Origin of the sequence: Citrobacter sp. RHBSTW-00986 (assembly GCF_013783065.1) — a bacterium.
Taxonomy (GTDB): domain Bacteria; phylum Pseudomonadota; class Gammaproteobacteria; order Enterobacterales; family Enterobacteriaceae; genus Citrobacter; species Citrobacter braakii.
On record NZ_CP056200.1, the window covers coordinates 2,812,448 to 2,833,879 of the forward strand.

The 21,432-nt window shown below is 49.1% G+C and carries 25 protein-coding genes and 1 pseudogene; 11 read left to right on the plus strand and 15 right to left on the minus strand.

Annotated features, from left to right (window positions below):
• Positions 1-96: 96 nt before the first annotated feature.
• The 3 genes from HV345_RS13795 to HV345_RS13805 all read right to left on the minus strand — a co-directional run bounded on the left by HV345_RS13795 (position 97) and on the right by HV345_RS13805 (position 2,029).
• Positions 97-450 carry a hypothetical protein gene (locus HV345_RS13795; protein WP_080858690.1) on the minus strand — a complete coding sequence of 118 codons (354 nt, stop codon included), beginning with the start codon at positions 448-450 and terminating at the stop codon, positions 97-99.
• Positions 451-460: 10 nt separating this feature from the next.
• Positions 461-703: a hypothetical protein gene (locus HV345_RS13800; RefSeq protein WP_053389182.1), complete on the minus strand. Its 243-nt coding sequence runs from the start codon at positions 701-703 to the stop codon at positions 461-463.
• A gap of 579 nt (positions 704-1,282) precedes the next feature.
• Positions 1,283-2,029, minus strand: a complete 747-nt coding sequence (locus HV345_RS13805) for a MipA/OmpV family protein (RefSeq protein WP_016152811.1) — start codon at positions 2,027-2,029, stop codon at positions 1,283-1,285.
• A gap of 434 nt (positions 2,030-2,463) precedes the next feature.
• On the opposite strand from HV345_RS13805, the gene yeaG reads away from it, so the two are divergent.
• Positions 2,464-4,398 (plus strand): protein kinase YeaG, encoded by a 1,935-nt coding sequence (yeaG, locus tag HV345_RS13810; protein WP_016152810.1) that lies wholly within the window; start codon positions 2,464-2,466, stop codon positions 4,396-4,398.
• A 123-nt stretch (positions 4,399-4,521) separates the two neighbouring features.
• Positions 4,522-5,805: a YeaH/YhbH family protein gene (locus HV345_RS13815; protein WP_016152809.1), complete on the plus strand. Its 1,284-nt coding sequence runs from the start codon at positions 4,522-4,524 to the stop codon at positions 5,803-5,805.
• 75 nt (positions 5,806-5,880) lie between these two features.
• Here HV345_RS13815 and HV345_RS13820 read toward each other — a convergent pair whose 3' ends face one another.
• From HV345_RS13820 to HV345_RS13830, 3 genes are read right to left on the minus strand one after another with little or no spacing between them, the layout of a single operon-like run.
• Positions 5,881-6,519 carry a CatB-related O-acetyltransferase gene (locus tag HV345_RS13820; RefSeq protein ID WP_016156305.1) on the minus strand — a complete coding sequence of 213 codons (639 nt, stop codon included), beginning with the start codon at positions 6,517-6,519 and terminating at the stop codon, positions 5,881-5,883.
• A 35-nt stretch (positions 6,520-6,554) separates the two neighbouring features.
• Positions 6,555-6,965 carry a hemerythrin domain-containing protein gene (locus tag HV345_RS13825; protein ID WP_142417889.1) on the minus strand — a complete coding sequence of 137 codons (411 nt, stop codon included), beginning with the start codon at positions 6,963-6,965 and terminating at the stop codon, positions 6,555-6,557.
• A gap of 14 nt (positions 6,966-6,979) precedes the next feature.
• On the minus strand, positions 6,980-7,750 hold the full coding sequence (locus HV345_RS13830) for a class I SAM-dependent methyltransferase (protein WP_137380475.1): 771 nt from the start codon (positions 7,748-7,750) through the stop codon (positions 6,980-6,982).
• A gap of 165 nt (positions 7,751-7,915) precedes the next feature.
• Here HV345_RS13830 and dgcJ point away from each other — a divergent pair, with 165 nt between their 5' ends.
• From dgcJ to HV345_RS13845, 3 genes are all read left to right on the plus strand, one after another.
• Positions 7,916-9,406 (plus strand): diguanylate cyclase DgcJ, encoded by a 1,491-nt coding sequence (gene dgcJ / locus HV345_RS13835; RefSeq protein WP_181635696.1) that lies wholly within the window; start codon positions 7,916-7,918, stop codon positions 9,404-9,406.
• A 44-nt stretch (positions 9,407-9,450) separates the two neighbouring features.
• Positions 9,451-9,954: a YbaK/prolyl-tRNA synthetase associated domain-containing protein gene (locus HV345_RS13840; RefSeq protein WP_181635697.1), complete on the plus strand. Its 504-nt coding sequence runs from the start codon at positions 9,451-9,453 to the stop codon at positions 9,952-9,954.
• Positions 9,955-10,091: 137 nt separating this feature from the next.
• Complete coding sequence (locus HV345_RS13845) at positions 10,092-10,538, plus strand: DUF441 domain-containing protein (protein WP_016152803.1); 447 nt, start codon at positions 10,092-10,094, stop codon at positions 10,536-10,538.
• On the opposite strand, the pseudogene HV345_RS13850 reads toward HV345_RS13845, so the two are convergent.
• Positions 10,515-11,313, minus strand: a pseudogene (locus HV345_RS13850) (helix-turn-helix transcriptional regulator). The gene HV345_RS13845 and the pseudogene HV345_RS13850 sit on opposite strands and share 24 nt — an antisense overlap.
• A 99-nt stretch (positions 11,314-11,412) precedes the next feature.
• Between HV345_RS13850 and HV345_RS13855 the strand changes: the two are divergent.
• Entirely contained in the window at positions 11,413-12,600 is a 1,188-nt protein-coding gene (locus tag HV345_RS13855) for a CynX/NimT family MFS transporter (protein ID WP_094761887.1), read from the plus strand.
• A 37-nt stretch (positions 12,601-12,637) separates the two neighbouring features.
• Here the strand turns inward: HV345_RS13855 and HV345_RS13860 are convergent, their stop codons facing one another.
• Positions 12,638-13,345 carry a CTP synthase gene (locus HV345_RS13860; RefSeq protein WP_016156299.1) on the minus strand — a complete coding sequence of 236 codons (708 nt, stop codon included), beginning with the start codon at positions 13,343-13,345 and terminating at the stop codon, positions 12,638-12,640.
• Between the two features lie 198 nt (positions 13,346-13,543).
• Here HV345_RS13860 and HV345_RS13865 point away from each other — a divergent pair, with 198 nt between their 5' ends.
• Entirely contained in the window at positions 13,544-13,891 is a 348-nt protein-coding gene (locus tag HV345_RS13865; protein ID WP_016152799.1) for a DUF488 domain-containing protein, read from the plus strand.
• 7 nt (positions 13,892-13,898) lie between these two features.
• Here the strand turns inward: HV345_RS13865 and HV345_RS13870 are convergent, their stop codons facing one another.
• Positions 13,899-14,147 (minus strand): DUF333 domain-containing protein, encoded by a 249-nt coding sequence (locus HV345_RS13870; RefSeq protein WP_016152798.1) that lies wholly within the window; start codon positions 14,145-14,147, stop codon positions 13,899-13,901.
• Between the two features lie 186 nt (positions 14,148-14,333).
• On the opposite strand from HV345_RS13870, the gene HV345_RS13875 reads away from it, so the two are divergent.
• Genes HV345_RS13875 through yoaJ form a run of 3 tightly spaced genes read left to right on the plus strand, consistent with a single transcriptional unit; the run spans position 14,334 to position 15,582 of the window.
• On the plus strand, positions 14,334-15,359 hold the full coding sequence (locus HV345_RS13875; protein WP_181635698.1) for a sensor domain-containing diguanylate cyclase: 1,026 nt from the start codon (positions 14,334-14,336) through the stop codon (positions 15,357-15,359).
• 47 nt (positions 15,360-15,406) lie between these two features.
• Positions 15,407-15,505 carry a YoaK family small membrane protein gene (locus HV345_RS13880; RefSeq protein WP_032941789.1) on the plus strand — a complete coding sequence of 33 codons (99 nt, stop codon included), beginning with the start codon at positions 15,407-15,409 and terminating at the stop codon, positions 15,503-15,505.
• Between the two features lie 2 nt (positions 15,506-15,507).
• Positions 15,508-15,582, plus strand: a complete 75-nt coding sequence (gene yoaJ, locus HV345_RS13885) for a protein YoaJ (RefSeq protein WP_101700011.1) — start codon at positions 15,508-15,510, stop codon at positions 15,580-15,582.
• A gap of 49 nt (positions 15,583-15,631) precedes the next feature.
• Here yoaJ and HV345_RS13890 read toward each other — a convergent pair whose 3' ends face one another.
• On the minus strand, positions 15,632-15,880 hold the full coding sequence (locus HV345_RS13890; RefSeq protein WP_016152796.1) for a GlsB/YeaQ/YmgE family stress response membrane protein: 249 nt from the start codon (positions 15,878-15,880) through the stop codon (positions 15,632-15,634).
• A 359-nt stretch (positions 15,881-16,239) separates the two neighbouring features.
• On the opposite strand from HV345_RS13890, the gene fdhF reads away from it, so the two are divergent.
• Positions 16,240-18,387, plus strand: a complete 2,148-nt coding sequence (gene fdhF, locus HV345_RS13895) for a formate dehydrogenase subunit alpha (RefSeq protein ID WP_181635699.1) — start codon at positions 16,240-16,242, stop codon at positions 18,385-18,387.
• Between the two features lie 49 nt (positions 18,388-18,436).
• On the opposite strand, the gene HV345_RS13900 is transcribed toward fdhF, so the two are convergent.
• The 5 genes from HV345_RS13900 to zinT form a co-directional block, all read right to left on the minus strand.
• A complete protein-coding gene (locus HV345_RS13900) occupies positions 18,437-19,084 on the minus strand; it encodes a hypothetical protein (protein ID WP_016156293.1) in 648 nt (215 codons plus the stop codon).
• 215 nt (positions 19,085-19,299) lie between these two features.
• Positions 19,300-19,482, minus strand: coding sequence for a DUF1869 domain-containing protein (locus HV345_RS13905; protein ID WP_003832433.1), 183 nt, complete (start codon positions 19,480-19,482; stop codon positions 19,300-19,302).
• Positions 19,483-19,485: 3 nt separating this feature from the next.
• Complete coding sequence (yeaR, locus tag HV345_RS13910) at positions 19,486-19,848, minus strand: DUF1971 domain-containing protein YeaR (RefSeq protein WP_005120376.1); 363 nt, start codon at positions 19,846-19,848, stop codon at positions 19,486-19,488.
• Positions 19,849-20,021: 173 nt separating this feature from the next.
• Positions 20,022-20,660, minus strand: a complete 639-nt coding sequence (gene leuE / locus HV345_RS13915) for a leucine efflux protein LeuE (protein ID WP_016152793.1) — start codon at positions 20,658-20,660, stop codon at positions 20,022-20,024.
• 140 nt (positions 20,661-20,800) lie between these two features.
• Complete coding sequence (zinT, locus tag HV345_RS13920; protein ID WP_230851707.1) at positions 20,801-21,412, minus strand: metal-binding protein ZinT; 612 nt, start codon at positions 21,410-21,412, stop codon at positions 20,801-20,803.
• Positions 21,413-21,432: the final 20 nt, after the last annotated feature.

Consider the following 21,432-nt stretch of genomic DNA (forward strand, 5'->3'; position numbering starts at 1 on the left):
AGATTGGAAGTTGACCGCTATGGCAACGGCAATAAAAAACCCGGGAACAAACAATGCTCCCGGGCCGAATGACAGAAAATCTTAACTGCACTGCGGTTATTTTAAGCGACCTAAATATTTCCCCTCTTTCATCGCGTTAATTTTCCCGTTTTTATAGACAATGACGGAAATCAAGCCCGCGCTATAAGACTGAGCGTCTGCATTGTTCTCATCATTTGCCGCAGCTTTGCCATTAATATAAGCAATACCATCAGCGCCACGTTTAAAGTCTACGCCCAGTTTATTCACATTCACGGGTGTGATTTTACTGGCTTGCAGCGGAGCATTAGCATCGCTGACCATCGTTTTATGTTCATGCTGTAACTGCTGACGGTAAGCCTCGCTGATGGCATAGGCTGGTGCAGCAGCAGATGTTGCGACCAGTACAGCGATAATTATTAATTTCTTCATAAGTTACACCTTAATAATTATTGTGTTTGTGGTGATGACTGGAATTAGTATCATTTGAGTTATATAAGTTTTGCGCGTTCTCCATAGCTTGTTTTTCAGCTACGGCATTGATTGTCGCCTGACGGTTTTGCTCAGCGATATAGCAGGCATCGCGGCTCACGCCCTTGCTTTCGCAAGCACTCATGCGTGAAGCCTCGGTGGAACATCCCGTCAGAATCCCACCCATCACTGCTATCATGATTAACTTTTTCATTATCTCTACCAGGTTTATTCGCAAGAAAACCACATGACATTTAATATCTGAGCCATGCAGCGTTACTGTCTTTACTTATTAAGTTGGAGTAATATCTGCAATCGCTTATTTAATGTCAATTTTAATTTTTTCAGATAAATACCTAAAAGATGTAAAATAAAAATTAACTTAATGATTTTATTTTTTTCAAATGAAAGTTAACTTTCATCGTTACACAACAATAATAAAATAGTTACCTTGCTATTTTTAGTGGCGAGAGTTTCACGATAAAATTATACCGTGATTATAAAATAGAATATTATCAATATATTGCGCAACCAGAAATCACTCTCCCAGAACAATGATTCGTGAAACTGTACAGATACTCTTCCATTCACAAACGAATAGATTTCAGTCTCATCAAACAACAGGTTTAATTTTGGTAATTGCGGCAGGAAAAATACGTTAACTATTTGTTGCGGCCGATGTAATGCCAAAACAGCACAAAAAATCAAATCACATGTTTTGGATCAATATTCATCTCTGATATGCACAAAAAAGCCCGCATCTCTGCGGGCTAGTGTTTGACACGCAGTGGCATCAGAACTTGTAGGTAACACCCGTTGAAATCAGACCCGTCCAGGATTTGTCCACCATCGGGCTGTCTGTCACTTCATCAGACAGGCGGGTATAACGCGCAGTACCGTATACGCTCCAGTTGCCAAGGAAGTTATAGTTTGCGCTGAGCTCCAGATACGGGTTCCAGGAGCTTTCAGGATCGTAGCTACGCAAGCCGCTACGGGCAGATTCATGGCGTGAAACACCATAATAGTATTCATTCTGGTTTTCACTGTTCCACTCGACACCAATCCCCGGAGTCAACGTCAAACCGCCATTGGTATAGCGGTATAACCACGCCAGATCCCATACAATACCATTGCTGTTATCCAGCGTATCGCCTGCAAGGCTGGTACGCAGGAAACCGTATTGCGTGTTGTGAATGTAAGAAAGGCCAGCCATCATGGTGCTCTTACGTTTATCCAGACTACGCAGACGGTTGTCGTCGCTGTCACCCGGTTTGAAGTACATTGGCGACCAATAGGCCATCACCGACAGCTTATCGGTATCGTCATTCCACAGGTAGTAACCACCGCCCAGACCACGGAACCAGAAGTTATCGCTTTCATAAGTCACAACCGGGACCGGGTAAACGTCACTATCGTAATCTTTGTAAGGGTGCTCAACCACACCAACGCCTGCGCCCAGCGTCAGGTTGCTCTCTGCCTGTGCGACGTTAGCGGAAGTGGCGATAAGCACGCTAAGTGCCAGAAGTTTGAGTTTGGTCACAGTCAATAATTCCTTATTTAAATGTGTAGCGGTCAAAGTTTAACCGTCAATACGCTTCAGCCCAACTATTTTACGGATTCGCCCCAGAATGTAACCCCCTAATTTCTCAGCGAGTGATGACATTTTGCTTGCAGGACAGTGAACACCGCATGAATCCTGCCCCATAGATTTACAAAAGATATGCTTTTTTTGCTGATGAGTTATTGATATGCCATTGAAATTCATTTGCGCACACAGGCAAGTTTTGCAAATGCCATCTACGCTTAATTTTAGAAGGTGTATCACCGAATACGTTGATCTCCTGACCACCACAATGGCATGAGAGTTGCTTATTTCTTCAGCAGCGACGTCGTTCAGTTTACCTCTTCAGGGGCCTCTACTATTCATATGAACGGCTCTTAACATGTGCTAAAAAAACGAAAGGACGGCATACCATGAATATATTCGATCACTATCGCCAGCGTTATGAAGCTGCCAAGGACGAAGAGTTCACGCTGCAGGAGTTTCTTACCACTTGTCGGCAAGATCGCAGCGCTTATGCCAATGCGGCAGAGCGGCTATTAATGGCTATTGGTGAGCCTGTCATGGTCGACACTGCCCACGAACCTCGTCTTTCTCGACTCTTTTCGAATCGGGTGATTGCACGATACCCTGCTTTTGAAGAGTTTTATGGCATGGAAGAGGCCATTGAGCAGATTGTTTCTTATTTGAAGCATGCGGCTCAGGGTCTGGAAGAGAAGAAGCAGATTCTGTATCTGCTGGGGCCTGTGGGAGGGGGGAAATCATCTCTTGCTGAGCGGCTGAAGTCGCTGATGCAGCGAGTACCGATTTATGTCCTGAGCGCCAACGGCGAGCGTAGCCCGGTAAACGATCATCCGTTATGCCTGTTTAACCCGCAGGAAGACGCCCAGATCCTGGAAAAAGAGTATGGGATCCCACGTCGTTATCTCGGTACGATCATGTCGCCCTGGGCTGCAAAACGTCTGCATGATTTTGGCGGGGACATTACAAAATTCCGCGTTGTCAAAGTCTGGCCGTCTATTCTGGAGCAGATCGCTATTGCCAAAACGGAGCCTGGTGATGAAAACAACCAGGATATCTCTGCGCTGGTCGGGAAAGTGGATATTCGTAAACTCGAACACCACGCCCAGAACGATCCTGATGCCTACGGTTATTCGGGCGCACTGTGCCGCTCAAACCAGGGGATTATGGAGTTCGTTGAGATGTTTAAAGCACCAATTAAAGTGCTGCATCCTCTGCTGACCGCAACCCAGGAAGGAAACTACAACGGGACAGAAGGTATCTCTGCCCTGCCGTTTAACGGAATTATTCTTGCCCACTCGAACGAGTCCGAATGGGTGACGTTCCGTAATAATAAAAACAATGAGGCGTTCCTTGACCGTGTTTACATCGTCAAAGTGCCTTATTGCCTGCGGATCTCCGAAGAGATCAAAATTTACGAAAAACTGCTTAACCACAGTGAGCTGACCCATGCGCCTTGCGCACCGGGCACGCTGGAAACGCTCTCTCGCTTTACCATTCTTTCTCGCCTGAAAGAGCCTGAGAACTCGAGCATTTACTCGAAGATGCGCGTTTACGATGGGGAAAGCCTGAAAGATACCGATCCAAAAGCGAAGTCCTATCAAGAATATCGGGATTACGCCGGGGTCGATGAGGGAATGAACGGTCTTTCCACGCGCTTCGCGTTTAAGATCCTCTCACGCGTCTTTAACTTTGACCACGCCGAAGTGGCAGCTAACCCGGTGCATCTGTTCTACGTACTGGAGCAGCAAATCGAGCGCGAACAGTTCCCGCAGGAGCTGGCAGAACGTTACCTTGAGTTCCTGAAAGGCTATCTGATCCCGAAATATGCTGAGTTCATTGGCAAAGAGATCCAGACGGCTTATCTCGAATCCTATTCCGAATATGGACAAAACATTTTTGACCGTTATGTCACTTATGCGGATTTCTGGATTCAGGATCAGGAGTATCGCGACCCGGATACCGGTCAGCTGTTTGACCGCGAGTCGTTGAACTCAGAACTGGAGAAAATTGAGAAACCGGCGGGTATTAGTAACCCCAAAGATTTCCGTAACGAGATCGTCAACTTTGTTCTGCGTGCCAGAGCGAATAACAGCGGTCGCAATCCAAACTGGACCAGTTACGAAAAACTGCGCACGGTCATTGAGAAGAAAATGTTCTCCAATACCGAGGAGTTGCTGCCGGTCATTTCGTTCAACGCCAAAACCTCAACTGACGAGCAGAAAAAACACGACGATTTTGTCGACCGGATGATGGAAAAAGGCTACACGCGTAAGCAGGTACGTTTACTGTGCGAATGGTATTTGCGCGTACGTAAATCGTCTTAAAATAAGTGCCCGGAGGCGCGTACGCTTGCCGGGCCTACAATACACATCCGTAGGCCGGATATGCTCAGCGCATCCGGCGTTACTGATGTAGCATAAAGTTGGCAAATGCAGTACGGGGGGCTTATGACCTGGTTTATTGACCGGCGTCTTAACGGCAAAAACAAGAGCACGGTAAACCGCCAGCGCTTCTTACGCCGTTATAAATCGCAAATTAAACAGTCGATCTCCGAGGCCATTAACAAGCGTTCGGTGACTGATGTGGATAGCGGCGAATCTGTCTCTATTCCGACTGATGATATTAGCGAACCGATGTTCCATCAGGGGCGTGGCGGCTTGCGCCATCGCGTGCATCCGGGTAACGACCATTTTGTGCAGAACGACCGCATTGAACGCCCGCAGGGCGGCGGCGGTGGTTCAGGAAGCGGACAAGGCCAGGCCAGCCAGGATGGCGAGGGTCAGGATGAATTCGTCTTCCAGATCTCTAAAGATGAATATCTCGATCTGTTGTTCGAAGATTTAGCACTTCCTAACCTGAAGCAAAATCAGCAGCGTCAGTTAACGGAGTACAAAACGCACCGGGCAGGTTTCACCTCTAACGGCGTGCCTGCCAACATCAGCGTGGTGCGCTCCCTGCAAAACTCACTGGCGCGCCGCACAGCGATGACGGCAGGTAAGCGTCGCGAATTGCATGCGCTCGAAGCGGATCTGGAAACCATCGCAAAAAGTGAACCAGCGCAGTTGCTGGAAGAGGAACGGTTACGCAAAGAGATTGCCGAACTACGGGCAAAAATCGAACGCGTGCCGTTTATCGACACCTTTGATTTACGCTACAAGAATTATGAAAAACGGCCCGATCCTTCCAGCCAGGCAGTGATGTTCTGCCTGATGGACGTCTCCGGTTCAATGGATCAGTCGACCAAAGATATGGCCAAGCGTTTTTATATCTTGCTGTATCTGTTCTTGAGTCGGACCTACAAAAACGTGGAAGTGGTTTATATTCGCCACCATACCCAGGCGAAAGAGGTGGATGAGCACGAGTTCTTCTACTCTCAGGAAACCGGGGGAACCATTGTCTCCAGCGCGCTGAAGTTAATGGATGAAGTGGTAAAAGACCGTTACGACCCGGCCCAGTGGAACATCTATGCCGCACAGGCCTCGGACGGTGATAACTGGGCGGATGATTCCCCGTTGTGTCATGAGATTCTGGCGAAAAAACTGCTGCCGATGGTGCGATATTATAGCTATATCGAAATCACCCGCCGCGCGCACCAGACCTTGTGGCGTGAATACGAACATCTGCAATCAACGTTTGAAAACTTTGCGATGCAGCATATCCGCGACCAGGATGATATTTATCCGGTCTTTCGCGAACTGTTTCATAAGCAAAGTACAACCAGCAATAGCTAACCACATACATAAATCAGCCAGAGGTTATCTCCTCTGGTTGATTTTTATGACCTCGCGTTTCGACCACATGTTATGTCATTTAGCATTTTGTCTCAGGCTAGCCACTTCAACTTCGAGCGCGGAAATATCGCCAGAAGACAACAGCGGTTGCATTTTCACGAGCGACTCTTCCGGAAGTTGATACAAATTAAGGGCCAGTATTCGTTCAATATCCCCCACCGGCAGGCGATATTTTATTATTTTTGCCGGATTACCGCCGACTACCGCATACGGTGGCACATCTTTAGTCACCACCGCACCTGCTGCGACAACAGCGCCTTCCCCGAGCGTAACGCCTGGCATGATCATGGCGCGCATGCCTAACCAGCAACCATCATGCAACACCGTGTCACCCCGAAACTCGTAGGCATCTTTGATCGACGCCATAAAGGGATAAAGACTGATCCAGTCAAGCCGGTGCGTACTATTTCCCCCCATCAGAATAACGCTCTCAGCGCCAATGCAGACGAAATTCCCAATAATCAACTTATCCAAATGCCCAAGCGGTTCCCAGTCCCGGCTGATCTCATCACCGAGTAAATACCGCACCACCGAACGTTCGAATCCATGATCCCAGCAGTCACTGTAATAGCTATGCGTACCCTTAATAACTATATTAGGGTTGGTTACTGTCTGATGAAGGTACTCCATTCTCGACCAGTGTTTTTCTGACACTTCGCCATCCTTTTATCATTGTGTTTTAAAACACCCTACATCCTTTCCACCAGCGGATAGAAGTCTTTATTTTCTTTTTGCATACGCACATACACTTTGCGTAGAACATTGTTGGCATCACGTCTGAATGCCTCATCATTACCTTTTAATTTACTGGCAATATTCCAGCGCCGGGAAAAAACTTCATATTCGCTGACGATATCCGTCATTTCACGTTTAAATTTTGAGCTAACCTGTCTGAGCGTACTATTTCCATCCTGCTCAATATGTGGATAAAGGAACTGATCTTCAGCAGACAAATGTGTTTTTATAATGGCACTCATGCTAACGATCGCAGTTGCAATTTCCTGGGCATTGGATGATACGCCTGCATGGCTCAACGTACGTAGAAATGATATTTTTTCCAGAATTTCAACATGCTGATCTTTCATTTTATCAATATTCATCCGTTTATCCTTTTTTATTTTCCCTTTACGGAGCAGCAGGCAATGTAGTTTAGCTGGTGACGTTGCGAACGGAAGAAGCGAAACATTTTCAGGAACCGGCGACGATTTTCGCGTGTGCGTAAGCCGTTAAACACAATTTTAACCGCCCCAGTCAGCCCTTCATCACGAATTAATCCTCGCGGCGACATCAGCGACATATCACCATTCTGCTGCAAGACCTGTGCAAACCCACCGTTCAGAAATAAATCGCGCCAGCCTTGTCTGGTCATCGGGCTAACGTTTGATTTCACTACCTCTACAAGCTGGCCCTGCTCGCCCGCGACCAGTTTTTGTGCGGTGAACATAATGTCGTGAGTTAACAGACGCCCGCCGGGCTTCAATACGCGATAATACTCGGCAATTAACTTCGCCTTCGCTTTATCGGCATACATTGTCAGCATGGCTTCGTTGATCACAACGTCGAAACTGTTATCCGCAAATGGAAGGGTGTTAGCGTTAGCTGCCATAACGTGAATGTGATTTTCCAGACCATTTGCCGCCACGTTATTTCTGGCGTTTGCCAGTGCGGTTTTATCCATATCAATGGCGTATACCGTACAACCAAAACGTTGAACTAACTCTATCGCCGTCGTGGCCATGTTACACGCCACTTCCAGCACCTGGCTGTCGGGCGTCAGCTGTGACTGGCTGAACAACCACTCTGTTGCTTCAACGCCCCCCGGACGCAGACGGGTTTTGCCCAGGCTGGCTAAGAACGTATGGCCCGCTTTATCAGTCGCGCTCATCTGCTTGTCTCCTTTCTTATAAGTTGCATTATAAATACAACAATAAGAGTTAAAGGTGAAGCACGCGAATGATTTTTATTACAAAATGCCCTTCCCAGTAGCGTTAGAGCGGATGAATGCCGTGTGATAGACTGAAGTATCAGACTTACAGGGCTGTACATCATTATGCAATTGCATCATAAAGCGCTCAGGCTCTTTATCTCCGTCAGCGTAGTTGTTTTGACATTTTCTTTTTTGGTTTATGAGCTCATTGCCAGCGATAAAGCAATGAATGCGTACATGCGCTATATCAATGAGAAAGCCGACTCATCGTTTCTCTATGATAAGTATACTAATCAAAGTATTGCAGCCCATCTGATGCGCACATTCTCATCCCCCCAGGTACCCGCTTCTATCGAGCAACAAAAAGCACTTTGCAACGCTTTCGACAGCGTTAACGGCACTCATGGGCTCAACCTCACCCAGCATAACTACCTACCATTACACGGTAAGTTGCAAACCCCCACTACAAAATGTAGCGAGAAACTTGAAGACATATTTCTACTGCCCTCTTTTGACCGGGCGGTAAACGTTAATCGTGAGCAGAAAGATTACGGTCATGGTTTAGGTATGCAGGAGTATAAATTTCGATATTACGTCGATCTCAAAAATAACTACGTCTATTTCTTTGATCTGGTCGATTCGCGGAAATTTGCGATACACAACTGGTCGTTTTTGCAAAAAGGAAACCTGGGTATCAACCAGAATGATATTGACGGTATTTTCACTGGCCGCACGGTAATCTCCCGTATTTATGAAGATAACCTGACCGAGAAAAAAGTGATGAGCTTTTTAACACCGGTCTACTATGCCGGTAAGTTAAAAGGCGTGGTGATGGTGGATATTAACAAAGAGAATTTAAAGAATATTTTCTATACCAGCGACCGCCCTCTCGTCTGGCGCTATCTTAACGTGACGCTTTCGGACATCAACTCAGGTAAAGAGATACTCGTTCACCAAAGTGAGAACAACCTGTTTAGCTATGTTCACTACCAGGAGGACATGCCCGGCGGTATACGCATCACCTTATCGCTTGATTTTATGTACTTTATTGTCTCCTCCTGGAAAGTATTCGCCTTCTATCTGCTGGCGACAATACTGTTGCTGAATATGGTCAGAACGCATTTTCGGCTGTATCACAACGTCACGCGTGAAAATATCAGTGACGCGATGACCGGGCTCTACAACCGCAAAATTTTAACGCCGACGCTCGAACAGCGTTTACAGCAGTTGGTAAACGCGGGCACCCTTGTGACCTTTATCGCCATTGATTGCGATAAACTAAAAGTCATTAATGATACGCTGGGGCATAAGGAAGGCGATCGAATTATCACCATTCTGGCTAGAGCCATTCAAACCTCGATTCGCAAAAACGACTATGCCATCCGCCTCGGTGGGGATGAGTTTTGCATTATCCTCATCGATTACCCCGCTGAATTAACGCCTCGTCTGCTGGAGAGGATTCGCTATAACTTACAAATTATTGCGCAAGATAGAGCAATCAGCTTCTCCGCAGGGATTTATAATATGCAGCCAAACGACACCATTGATGATGCCTACAAAGCATCCGATGCACAGCTCTACCTGAACAAACAGAAAAAACGCGCGGATGCGTAATCATTTTTCTGACAGGATTTTCATTGTTGTACCAGGAGTAAGTCATGACGGAAGTGAACAAAGGTAACGCAACGCATCAGCGTTTAATTTCGCTGTTGTCAGAACAAGGCGCGACGTATCGCGTGGTAAGCCATGAAGCGGTCGGCAAATGTGAAGCGGTTTCTGAAATTCGCGGTACCGCACTGGGCCAGGGAGCAAAAGCGCTGGTTTGTAAGGTCAAAGGCAACGGCGTTAATCAGCATGTCCTGGCGATTCTTTCTGCCGATCAGCAGGCCGACCTGAGCCTGTTAGCCAGTCATATCGGCGGGTTAAGAGCATCACTTGCCAGCCCGGCGGAAGTCGATGCACTAACAGGTTGCGTATTTGGCGCTATCCCACCGTTTAGCTTCCATCCAAAACTTAAGCTGGTCGCCGATCCGCTATTGTTTGAGCGTTTTAATGTAATTGCGTTCAATGCCGGAGTGCTGGAAAAATCCGTGATCATGGATACCGCAGATTACCTGCGTATCGCGCAACCGGAATTACTCCCGTTCCGCCGCGTACCATAGCCGTCCGAGTCAGGTGTAAAAACGTAGCATCGTGCATTAGCCCAAAAAAAATCATAATCATTAAAAAAAGCCTGTTCCGTCACGCGTTTACGCGTACAGTAAGCAGGCTTATTTTTTCTTTTGGCAAGGAAACTACGATGTTTGATGTCACTCTGCTGATCCTGCTCGGACTGGCAGCTCTGGGCTTTGTCAGCCACAACACCACTGTCGCTGTTTCAATTCTGGTGCTGATCATTGTTCGTGTTACCCCTCTGAATACTTTCTTTCCATGGATAGAAAAACAGGGCCTGACCGTCGGGATTATAATTCTAACCATTGGCGTCATGGCGCCGATCGCCAGCGGAACGCTCCCCCCCTCCACGCTCATCCACTCCTTTGTGAACTGGAAATCACTGGTCGCTATTGCCATCGGGGTATTCGTCTCCTGGCTTGGCGGGCGCGGTGTCACGCTCATGGGCAGCCAGCCTCAGCTTGTGGCCGGTTTACTGGTGGGTACGGTACTGGGCGTGGCGCTATTTCGCGGTGTGCCGGTGGGACCGCTCATTGCGGCAGGTCTGGTGTCATTGATTGTTGGGAAGCAGTAGCCAGTCCAGCCAGATAACGGCCTGGCGTCTGTCCCAGGCCTTTTTTGAACATGGTGATAAATGCCGTGGTCGAATCGTAACCGAGCATTTGCGCAACCTGTTGCACGTTATGACCATCTATCAGCGCCTGCAACGCCAGAATCAATTGAAGCTGGTGACGCCAGCGGCGAAAACTCAACCCCGTTTCTTTAACGACCAGACGGGCGAGGTTCCGCTCACTCATCGCAAATACGCTGGCCCACTGTCCCAGCGTCTGCCACTGCGCGGGCTCCCGCGCCATCGTCGCGACCATTCTGCGGATTTTCGGGTGATCGGAAACCGGCAACTGCATTTGCTCCTGCGGCTGCTGCGGGAGTTCATCAAATAGCACTTGTGTCAGCCGCTGGGTAGACGGCTCCAGCCGTTGATCATCCGTTTTGGACGCCAGCGCCAGAATGAGCTCCCGACATAATGGGGCGATTTTCAGGGTGCAGCAGCGTTCAGGCATCACTACTGCCTGCGGCTCAATAAACAAAAAGCACAGTTGCGCCCCAACGGTAACGTGATTGCTGTGTGGAATTTCACCGGGGATCCATACCGCATATTGTGGAGGCACCATCCACATAGCATTTTCAACCTCACAGGTGATCGCGCCATGCAAGGCCAGAATCAACTGCCCCTTACGGTGCTGATGCAGCGGACTGAAGAGTTCATCTTCCCGGGCCTGAATACAAAACGCCACCGCCGCATCGTGGTAAAGGTCGGGCTCATACCCATCCAGTCTCAGTCCTAACATAAAAATGTCCGTTTTTAGCGATAAACTGTCATTTTAGCTTGATTCATCCATTGAGTAAAAACGCTAAAGTATCGCCTCGCCTGACGATATGAGAAAAAAATGACAAATATGCCTTCCTCCCGCGGCAAAAACGCAGCCTGGCTGATCGCGGGGATCCTGATGATTGCCACCACGCTGCGCGTCACCTTTACCGGAGCCGCCCCGCTGCTGGATGCAATTCGCACCGACTACGGCCTGAGTACCGCCCAGACGGGACTTCTGACCACCCTGCCGCTGCTGGCCTTCGCACTGGTATCGCCTCTGGCCGCCGCCGTTGCACGCCGTTGGGGTATCGAACGCAGCCTGTTTGCCGCAATGCTACTGATTTGCGCTGGTATTGCGATACGTTCTCTGCCCACGCCAGGTTTCCTGTTTAGCGGCACCGCTATCATTGGTTGCGGAATCGCGCTGGGAAATGTGCTGTTACCTGGGCTGATTAAGCGTGATTTTGCTCAGCATGTGGCAAAACTCACTGGCGCATACTCGCTGACTATGGGCGCAGCGGCGGCACTGGGTTCAGCTATTGTGGTTCCGCTGGCGCTGAACGGGTTTGGCTGGCGCGGTGCGCTGATGGTACTGATGGTCTTTCCGCTGCTGGCGCTGATTATCTGGTTACCCCAATGTCGCCAGACAGCCAATGCCAGTTTGAGCAACTCGCGCGCTTTGCATTCCCGCGCGATCTGGCGTTCGAGCCTTGCCTGGCAGGTGACGCTGTTTCTCGGGATCAATTCACTTATCTACTACGTGATCATTGGCTGGCTACCCGCCATTTTAATCAGCCACGGCTACAGCGAAGCGCAGGCCGGTTCGTTGCATGGTTTACTGCAACTGGCAACCGCCGCGCCGGGGTTATTGATCCCTCTCGTCCTGAACAGATTTAAGGATCAGCGCGCCATCGCCGCACTGGTTTCGTTAATGTGCGCCATCGGCGCAGCGGGATTCGCGGTAATGCCCGGGCAGGCTTTGCTGTGGACCATACTGTTTGGCTTTGGCTCAGGCGCCACGATGATCCTTGGTTTGACCTTTATTGGCCTGCGCGCAAGCTCAGCGCATCAGGCCGCGGCCCTGTCCGGCATGGCACAATCCGTCGGGTATTTACTGGCCGCCTGTGGGCCACCGCTGATGGGTAAGATTCACGACCTCAATGGTAGCTGGCTGATTCCATTAGCTGGGGTCGCCGTGTTAGCGATACTGATGGCAGTGTTTGGTCTGTGCGCAGGGCGTAATCGGGAGATCGCAAGCGCATAATGCAGCGGGCAGGTTTGGGTACAACCTGCCCGTTTTTTTATCCTCGCGCAGCGCGCAGCATTGCCTGAACTAACGGCACGGGTTTTCCCGCCAGCGCTCCACGTTCATGCTGAAAGAGTGTGCCGACAAAAAAAGGATGCGTCACCAGCTCAATGGCACGGATATCACCCGCCTCATCCCAGCCAGTCACACGAAGATCACCGCTCTCAAGCTCGGCGGCAAAATCTTCCGATACGCCATAGTTGCAGTGATACCCCTCGGAGATAACACCCCGTCCGTAGGCTTTGGCAATCAGCGTATTGGCCCTCAGTTCAATATCATCCGTTTTTTCTACCAGCGAGCAGGTCAACGGTGCGATGACCATCCGCCCCGTGGTATCCGTTTCCGCATGGGCAGCATCACTCCAGCCCAGCACGTTGCGGGCATACTCCAGAATCGCATGTTGAAAACCGCCACAGGTCCCGAGGAATGGGATGCTGTTTTCACGCGCGTAGCGTATCGCGATCAGTGCGCCTTCCAGGTGCCGATATGGACTGCCAGGAACGACCCAAATAGCATCATAGCCAATCAGATCTTCACTGCTGCTAATATCAGAGGTGGTTAGCCAGTCATAATCAGCCACTAATTCCAGGACGGCAGCGGCATCATCGATAGCAAGAGGAATGGCCTGATGCGCCACAATATCAGGGCTGTAATCACCCACCAGCGCAATGCGAAGCGTATCTTTAAACGGGGAAATTTCCATTAAGCTTTCCTTATGTCCAGACAATGAGGGACAATATAAGGAGCCTCAGCCTACCGATTTTTTGTTGGTATCACAATCCCTTAAATTGGGAGTCAGGACGGGCAGAATGTTACAATTGTCACGTTTTACGATCTTATTTAACCGTAATAAAGGTGTCGAAATATATCAAAGCAGTGGATTAATGGAGCGGATGAAAAGATGAAAATTCAATGTAAACGCGTATATGACCCAGCAGAAAAAAATGATGGTTATCGCGTACTGGTCGACAGGTTGTGGCCTCGCGGGGTAAAAAAGACCGACCTTATTTTTAACGAATGGAATAAAGCGCTTACGCCGTCATCTGATTTACGCAAGGCGTTCCACGCAGAATTGATTGATTTCACACACTTTTCCGAGCAATATCGCGCTGAACTCGCCCTACAGCAGCAGGAAGGAAAGCGTCTCGCAGAGATTGCCCGACAGCAAACCTTAACGCTACTGTATGCGGCGAAAAACACCCAGCAAAACCACGCGCTGGTACTGGCTGAATGGATACGTCAATGCTAACCGGATTTCATTTGCCCGTTGTCGGATGATCTCTGCGCCAGAGCGCCCATTCATCAATCACTTCCCCGCCCGGTAATTTGCAGTCCGACCTTACGCCTTGCGGGGTCTGCACCGCAATCAGCGAGCCGCCCTTTTGTTCGCAATATACCGATGCCGGATTCGCCAGACCAATCTTCGGCGGTTTGGGGGCTTCGGGCTGAGTGGTACATCCCGCTAGCACCAACAAGCCGGGCAAAATTATAGACGCCAGTTTCATATCGACTCCTGTTAAAAACCTTATCCCGGCAGGTTACCCCGACTTTCCATCTATCTCCATGTTTTACTGCCAGCTTTCAATTTAATGTTTAAATTTTGAGCGGGATGGCGTGTTTCATCTTTCATCTTGATGTTCTATCATGCGGGCCACGTTAGCCCAGTCATTACTCAGGAGCATTTACACCTCATGTCGGACATGATCCTTGCCAGAGTCTCACAATCCTTAGCCACGGAGCAGTCAGTTGAGAGCCTGGTTCGGCAACTTCTGGAGATGCTGGAAGTGGTGACTGAGATGGAATCCACCTATTTAACTAAGGTCGATTTAGATGCCCGCCTGCAGCATATTTTGTATGCGCGCAATAGCAAGCAGATGCAGATCCCTGAAGGGCTGTCCGTACCCTGGGATGAGACGCTATGCAAACGCGCCATAGACGAAAACTGTCTGTACAGCGACAACGTCCCCGCTCGCTGGCCGGAGTGTACCGCCGCCCGCGCGCTGGAGATAACCACTTTCCTGAGCACGCCGGTTCATCTTCCCGACGGAACGTTTTACGGTACGCTCTGCGCCACCAGTCGCCACCAGCACGCATTAAGCCAACGTGGCGAACAGGTGTTACATTTGTTTGCGGGCCTGATCGCCCAGTCAATTCAAAAAGAGTCGCTGGTTGCTCAGTTACGCGAAGCGAATGCCGCGCTGATTGCTCACTCCTACACCGATGCCCTGACCGGATTACCGAATCGGCGCGCCATTTTTGAAAATGTTGAGACTCTTTTTTCCCTTGCCCGACATCTCAGGCAGAAGATTATTTTTGCCTATATTGATTTGGATGATTTCAAATTGATCAATGACCGCTTTGGCCACGAGGTTGGCGACCAGTTTCTGATCCAGATTGGTCAGCGTCTGCTTCGCGAATGCGGTGACAATGATATCCTTGGGCGACTGGGTGGTGACGAATTTTTAGTCGTGAGCCTGTCACCGGAAGATGACAGGGATCCGCGGGACCGCCTGCAGCAGGTGAAAATTCAGCTACAACAGCAAATTTGCGGTGACTACCACCTGGGTGACATTCATCTATTTTATCCTAGCGCCAGTCTGGGCGTGGTGGAAATTAATCCGTTGGAGACTGATGTAAACTGCGCGCTTCACCTCGCAGACAGCGCAATGTACAAGGATAAAAAGCGTCAGGATAAAACCACTTTTGTCGTACATTAAGCCCTGCTATGCTAACCCGTCTTTAAATAACTCTGGCAGATAATCGTATGCGACTCGGTATTATTTTCCCCGTAATCATTTTCATTTCCGCTGTCGTTTTCTTATCCTGGTTTTTTATTGGCGGCTACGCTGCGCCGGGAGCATAACGATGAAAAAAACAACGCTTATTATGATTGGCGTGGCTATCATCGTCGTTCTGGGAACAGAATTCGGCTGGTGGTGACCTAAGAAAAAGGCCACATATTAGTGGCCTCTATTGTCTGTATGTTTACTTAGCTTTTGATTTTTCTGTAGATAAACAACACCACAATCGCACCGATCACCGCCACGGCGAAACTACCGAAGTTGAAACCATCGACTTTACCAAAACCAAAGAAGGTGCTGATCCAGCCACCCACTACCGCACCGACAACCCCTAAGATAATGGTCATAAAGAATCCGCCGCCATCTTTACCCGGCATAATCCATTTTGCCAAAATCCCAGCAATAAGACCGAAAACCACCCATGAAATAATGCCCATAATTTCCCTCACTTATGTTTTTAAATTAACGATTCACTCGTCGTATAAAAGCATAGCATAGCGCTGAAAAATTAAAATTTGTGATCGCTATCACTTCTGTTTTTCATCTTTTTCCGATGTTTCATAAGGTTACACCGCTGACCGGCAGACTAATTTTGTCGCGCCTCGTCATTAATGTCGAATCGTCAGTCATTCTGCTTAACGCTTTGGCCGTCAGCCCCTGCTATTGCTGGGTTTTCACTTCTGGCACACTTTATGCTTAAACAGCCCGTCACTACGACACATCGTAGTCCGCGATGCGTATCGCGTGACTGCGTCTACAATTCGCGCTATTTCAGCATTTAACAGGTCTGTTATTGATGAAAAAAATCACCAGTGTATGCCCATACTGTGGGGCCGGGTGCAAGCTCAAGCTTGTTGTTGAGAATAACAAAATCATCCGCGCTGAGGCCGCAGAGGGTGTAACGAACCAAAATCAGTTATGCCTGAAAGGCTATTATGGTTGGGACTTTCTTAACGACACTCGCCTTCTGACTCCCCGTCTGACCCGCCCGATGATCCGTTATGAAAAAGGTGGAAAACTCACTCCCGTTAGCTGGGATGAAGCCATTCGTTACACCGCAAAACGCTTAACTGAAATCAAAAATACCTATGGCCCTCGTGCCATCATGACCACCGGATCTTCCCGTGGAACTGGGAATGAGACCAACTACGTGATGCAAAAATTCGCACGTGGCGTGCTCCATACCAACAATGTCGATTGCTGTGCCCGCGTCTGTCACGGCCCTTCCGTGGCCGGGTTACAGGAGACGTTAGGCAATGGCGCCATGAGCAATTCCATCAGCGACATTGAAAACTCAAAATGCCTGCTGATCTTTGGTTATAACTGTGCCGATTCACACCCAATTGTGGCCCGCCGGGTAATTAAAGCTCGCCAGAACGGCGCAAAAATCATTGTCTGCGACCCACGCCGTATTGAAACTGCCCGTATCGCTGACCAACATTTGCAGTTGAAAAACGGTTGCAATATGGCGCTGGTCAACGCGTTTGGCCATGTTCTCATCGAGGAGCAACTCTACGATCGCGAGTATGTACAAAAGCATGCGGAAGGACTGGAAACATACTGGGAAACCGTTAAGGAGTATGCGCCTGAAGACGTTGAACATTTAACCGGTGTTCCCGCACAGCAGGTTCGTCAGGCGATGCGTACATTTGCTGCGGCGCCATCGGCCACCGTGATGTGGGGGATGGGCGTCACCCAGTTTGGTCAGGCCGTTGACGTGGTTCGTGGTTTGTCGAGCCTGGCCTTGCTGACCGGAAATCTGGGACGCCCTAACGTCGGTGTTGGCCCGGTGCGCGGGCAAAATAACGTGCAGGGCGCGTGCGATATGGGGGTGCTGCCTAACCAGTTTCCAGGGTATCAGGACGTAACCGATTTCGCCGTCAGGGAGAAATTTGCCGCCGCATGGGGTATTGACGTTAATCAGATGGATGACAAGGTTGGAACCCGCATCACCGAAGTTCCGCATCTGGCTATCGAAGGCAAAATCAAAGCCTACTACATCATGGGAGAAGATCCGCTGCAAACCGAGGCCGATTTGGGTCTGGTCCGCGAAGGATTTAACGCGCTCGATTTTATCGTCGTGCAGGATATCTTCATGACCAAGACGGCGGAAATGGCCGATGTCCTCTTGCCAGCCACCTCATGGGGCGAACACGGTGGCGTCTTTACCTGCGCCGATCGCGGTTTCCAGCGTTTTGAGAAAGCGATTGAACCCACTGGTGATGTAAAGCGTGACTGGGAGATTATCAGCCTGCTGGCCAGCGAAATGGGCTATCCAATGCAGTATCAAAATAACCAGCAAATCTGGGATGAGATGCGCGAGCTGTGTCCACTGTTCTACGGCGTGACCTATGAGAAAATGGGTGAGATGGGTCATGTTCAGTGGCCATGTCCCGATCTCGATAGTCCTGGTACGCCCTACCTTTACGCGCACAGCCAGTTTGATACCGCCAATGGCAAAGGCAAACTGTTTGCCGCACCGTGGCGAGCGCCTGCAGAAGTTCCTGATGAACAATATCCGCTGGTGCTGTGTACCGTGCGTGAGGTTGGGCACTACTCCTGCCGTTCGATGACCGGCAACTGCGCAGCGTTGCAAGCACTGGCAGACGAGCCTGGGTATGTGCAAATCAATACCCATGATGCTGAAAAATTGGGTATTCGTCATCGCGATCTGGTATGGGTCAGCTCGCGCCGCGGTAAGGTCATCAGCCGTGCGGATGTCTCCGAGCGCATCAATGCCGGAACGGTCTATATGACCTATCAATGGTGGATTGGCGCGTGTAACGAGTTAACCCAGGACAATCTCGATCCTATTTCGAAAACGCCGGAAACCAAATATTGCGCCGTAAATATTGAGCACATTACCGATCAGGGTTGGGCAGAAAAATATGCCGCACAAACGTATAGCGATATGAAGTCACGTCTGTGTGAGGCTATTGCGTAAGTCACCGCCATCATCGCCTGAGTCTGGCTTTCCAGACTCAGGCCTTATCTCATGACTTCGCCAGCTGTGGTTCACTGAAGCGGATGGATGCAGCTTCCTCCTGCTTATCCCGCCGCATAAAGCCGAGATTCATCAGAAACAATCCCGCCATAAACGGTAGTTCGTACAGTTCTTCAATCAGATCGCCATACTGAGCATTGTGCAGAAAGATGGGAGCCAGCAGACGATGATGCTCTACCGTATCGGAGATCAAAAATGCACAGGTGGTGATCGCTAACAGCCACAGAGGTAGCGGTTCATTGCGAAAGCGACGGGCAATATCCTGGCGTAAGCGCTTCGAAATCAGCACTGGCAGAATAATCATGGCAATCAATACCACTGAGATAGCCCGGAACAGGAGTTTAGGATGCTCAGGAAAATAATCGCGGCCCCAACTTGTGCTTCGGCCCAGTAATACCAGCCACCACGCTGCCGCCCAAAGCCAAAATTGCTTCTCGCCTTCGGGACGTGATAAGGGCCTGATGTAGCTGAGTGTAAATATGGCACCAAACAGCAGCCATAGCGCCTGGCCATTTTCAATCCAGCTGACGACAGTACCGTTGAGTAGCGGGAGATGCCAGTTCGCGGCGAACGGGATCGCCACGATGGCTAATCCGAGAATGATTGTGGGTAATGTAAGTCGGGTATTGAGTTTCATAAGCGCGATGTTCTGTTTTATATCTGGTTCGCGATCATAACCCCTGTGAATGATCAACTATTAGCAATCAATGCGAATCTCTTAAGGTATTCTTAAGGAATCCTTTCTGAATATTTCCCTGTTCCGCCCATAAAAAAAACGCACAGCGCCGTCAAAGCGCAGTGCGGTTTTTAGATTAAAAACTAATATATTCAATCAGTAGCAGTGACTAATGCCTACCACCCGCAGACTTCGTGCTCATTTTCGGTATCGTACGAACGCACGGTATTGACCAGATCTTTGACCACTTCAGCTGCCACATCCGGCACCAGTAATGTCATTGGCGCCTCTGTTTCATAATCAACAGAAACACCGTTGCTGTTATTGGTCACGGTTACGGTATAGGTTGCTTTACCCATGATTTACTCCTTGCCGGTGCGCACGACTTTTCGTTGATTTGCACTCTCCATCAGAACTTCCGGGGCAACGAAAAAATCGATATTAAAGTAAGTGTCGTCGGTCATCACTTCGATGTTATGCCATTTTTCCGGTGGAAAAACGCCAAACTGACCGGCTTCAATAATCATCACCTCTACTGGCTCCGGACTGTGTTCGTCTGCGTATCCGAGATATTTGACCGCCCCCTGCATAACCGAAAGTCGAGGATAAACCCCGGCACGGGTCCCTTTATCAAGGTGGCGTTCGAAAATTCCGGCAGGCGCCGTTTCTTTGTTCCAGAATGGCGTAGAGCGTGTATGGATATGATTCTGTGGAATTTGAAGCATTTTTCTTCCCTTTTCCAGTCGACAACCAGCGAGTCATATTGAACCGCTGCTGTACACAGGGTACGCCTCAAAATATATATTTAAAATACCATTTATTGGTTACAACCCTACGATTATAAATGAAAAGCAGAGCGCAATATTAAAGGCCCGCCGCAATCAGCGGGCCGATGGCATCACGATTGAAGCGTGGCCAGACGGGCGGCAAAACCAACGAAAATCAGGCCGATAAGGGAATTACCCACTTTGGCCAGTTTCTTCTTCGTACGGATATATTGCGTCACAAACGCGCCGGAGAAAATAAGGAAGCTCAAATAGAAAAAGCTCACTATCTCAAGCGTAATAGCCAGAATAAAGAATGACAGCCCTGAGTGCGGCGCATTGACATCAATAAACTGCACGAAGAACGACACATAAAACAGAATAGCTTTGGGATTGGTCAGGCTCAGGATTAATGCGCGCTTAAAAATAGCGCCAAACGGGACTTCCTCAGGCGCGGCGTCGCTTGCTTTCGATTTCAGTGTTGCATACAGGATCTTCGCGCCAAGATACAGTAAATAGAAAGCGCCAAGATAACGAACGATATTGAACAAAACGGGCGTTGTTTTAATCAATGCAGCAACACCGGCATAGGCCAAAAACATCAACACGGCATCACCAATAAACACACCGCTGGCGGCGAGATAACCCCCCTTTACTCCCCTACCGACGCTGTTTTTCAGCACAAATATCGTATTTGGCCCCGGTACCAGCACGATAAAAATAGCCCCCACCAGATACGTCCAGTAATTCAGAACTCCATACTCTGCGAACACGTTAACCTCTTCCTTAAAAAACACATGCACTTGCTGCGATACAATATGCTAACGAATGCGACAGGTGATGGAAAGAGCAGGTTATTAATTAAAAAAACCCGCCACTGGTGGCGGGTGTGTACAGATAAGGTTAGCCCAGATTAATGGTGCAGCATCTCATCCACTACTTCTTCGCCCTTCAGCTGATAAGGGTAGTAGGTAGGCCAGTTTTCCATCTCCTCAAGCAAGGCGGCCTGCGAGGTATTTCCCATAAAGATATGGAAGTGGCTCGATTTACGCGGCGCGATAATATGATCGCTGAATTGCACGTATTTAGGCGCTTTGCTGTCAGCGGCTTTACACTCAAACAGATACCGTACACCTTTCTTGCCTGATTTATAGTGCAAGATTTTATACCCGGCATAATCGTATTTGCACGATGCGACCTGATTACCGGTGTGAAATTCCATCACGCCATCTTCGATGCCGATGGTGTCTACATTGGTTGCATAGCCTGTACGGTAATAAGCTTTAATTTGTTCTGCCGTTTTGCTTTTATCTTTCTCCGCTTTCTTTTTGAAAACCGGATCAAGTTCGCCACTAACCAGATACGGATAGACAGATTGCCACATGCCATCCCAGTCGGACAGCGCCCGGTTCTGCACCTGGTTATCATCAAATACCCCTTCCGACGCCTTTTGTTCTACTTCACTCATCGGCGCACCATGGGAATGATGACCATGCGCCAAAACCTGCCCACTGACTAAAAGCATCCCCAGAGCGATTGTCAGTT

What these genes read in the sequence shown, in the direction of transcription:
- HV345_RS13795 (WP_080858690.1), bottom strand. Translation starts at nt 450, where the DNA reads ATGAAGAAATTAATAATTATCGCTGTACTGGTCGCAACATCTGCTGCT.
- HV345_RS13800 (WP_053389182.1), bottom strand. Translation starts at nt 703, where the DNA reads ATGAAAAAGTTAATCATGATAGCAGTGATGGGTGGGATTCTGACGGGA.
- yeaG (WP_016152810.1), top strand. Translation starts at nt 2,464, where the DNA reads ATGAATATATTCGATCACTATCGCCAGCGTTATGAAGCTGCCAAGGAC.
- HV345_RS13815 (WP_016152809.1), top strand. Translation starts at nt 4,522, where the DNA reads ATGACCTGGTTTATTGACCGGCGTCTTAACGGCAAAAACAAGAGCACG.
- HV345_RS13825 (WP_142417889.1), bottom strand. Translation starts at nt 6,965, where the DNA reads ATGAATATTGATAAAATGAAAGATCAGCATGTTGAAATTCTGGAAAAA.
- HV345_RS13830 (WP_137380475.1), bottom strand. Translation starts at nt 7,750, where the DNA reads ATGAGCGCGACTGATAAAGCGGGCCATACGTTCTTAGCCAGCCTGGGC.
- dgcJ (WP_181635696.1), top strand. Translation starts at nt 7,916, where the DNA reads ATGCAATTGCATCATAAAGCGCTCAGGCTCTTTATCTCCGTCAGCGTA.
- HV345_RS13840 (WP_181635697.1), top strand. Translation starts at nt 9,451, where the DNA reads ATGACGGAAGTGAACAAAGGTAACGCAACGCATCAGCGTTTAATTTCG.
- HV345_RS13845 (WP_016152803.1), top strand. Translation starts at nt 10,092, where the DNA reads ATGTTTGATGTCACTCTGCTGATCCTGCTCGGACTGGCAGCTCTGGGC.
- HV345_RS13855 (WP_094761887.1), top strand. Translation starts at nt 11,413, where the DNA reads ATGACAAATATGCCTTCCTCCCGCGGCAAAAACGCAGCCTGGCTGATC.
- HV345_RS13860 (WP_016156299.1), bottom strand. Translation starts at nt 13,345, where the DNA reads ATGGAAATTTCCCCGTTTAAAGATACGCTTCGCATTGCGCTGGTGGGT.
- HV345_RS13865 (WP_016152799.1), top strand. Translation starts at nt 13,544, where the DNA reads ATGAAAATTCAATGTAAACGCGTATATGACCCAGCAGAAAAAAATGAT.
- HV345_RS13870 (WP_016152798.1), bottom strand. Translation starts at nt 14,147, where the DNA reads ATGAAACTGGCGTCTATAATTTTGCCCGGCTTGTTGGTGCTAGCGGGA.
- HV345_RS13875 (WP_181635698.1), top strand. Translation starts at nt 14,334, where the DNA reads ATGTCGGACATGATCCTTGCCAGAGTCTCACAATCCTTAGCCACGGAG.
- HV345_RS13880 (WP_032941789.1), top strand. Translation starts at nt 15,407, where the DNA reads ATGCGACTCGGTATTATTTTCCCCGTAATCATTTTCATTTCCGCTGTC.
- HV345_RS13890 (WP_016152796.1), bottom strand. Translation starts at nt 15,880, where the DNA reads ATGGGCATTATTTCATGGGTGGTTTTCGGTCTTATTGCTGGGATTTTG.
- fdhF (WP_181635699.1), top strand. Translation starts at nt 16,240, where the DNA reads ATGAAAAAAATCACCAGTGTATGCCCATACTGTGGGGCCGGGTGCAAG.
- HV345_RS13900 (WP_016156293.1), bottom strand. Translation starts at nt 19,084, where the DNA reads ATGAAACTCAATACCCGACTTACATTACCCACAATCATTCTCGGATTA.
- HV345_RS13905 (WP_003832433.1), bottom strand. Translation starts at nt 19,482, where the DNA reads ATGGGTAAAGCAACCTATACCGTAACCGTGACCAATAACAGCAACGGT.
- yeaR (WP_005120376.1), bottom strand. Translation starts at nt 19,848, where the DNA reads ATGCTTCAAATTCCACAGAATCATATCCATACACGCTCTACGCCATTC.
- zinT (WP_230851707.1), bottom strand. Translation starts at nt 21,412, where the DNA reads ATGCTTTTAGTCAGTGGGCAGGTTTTGGCGCATGGTCATCATTCCCAT.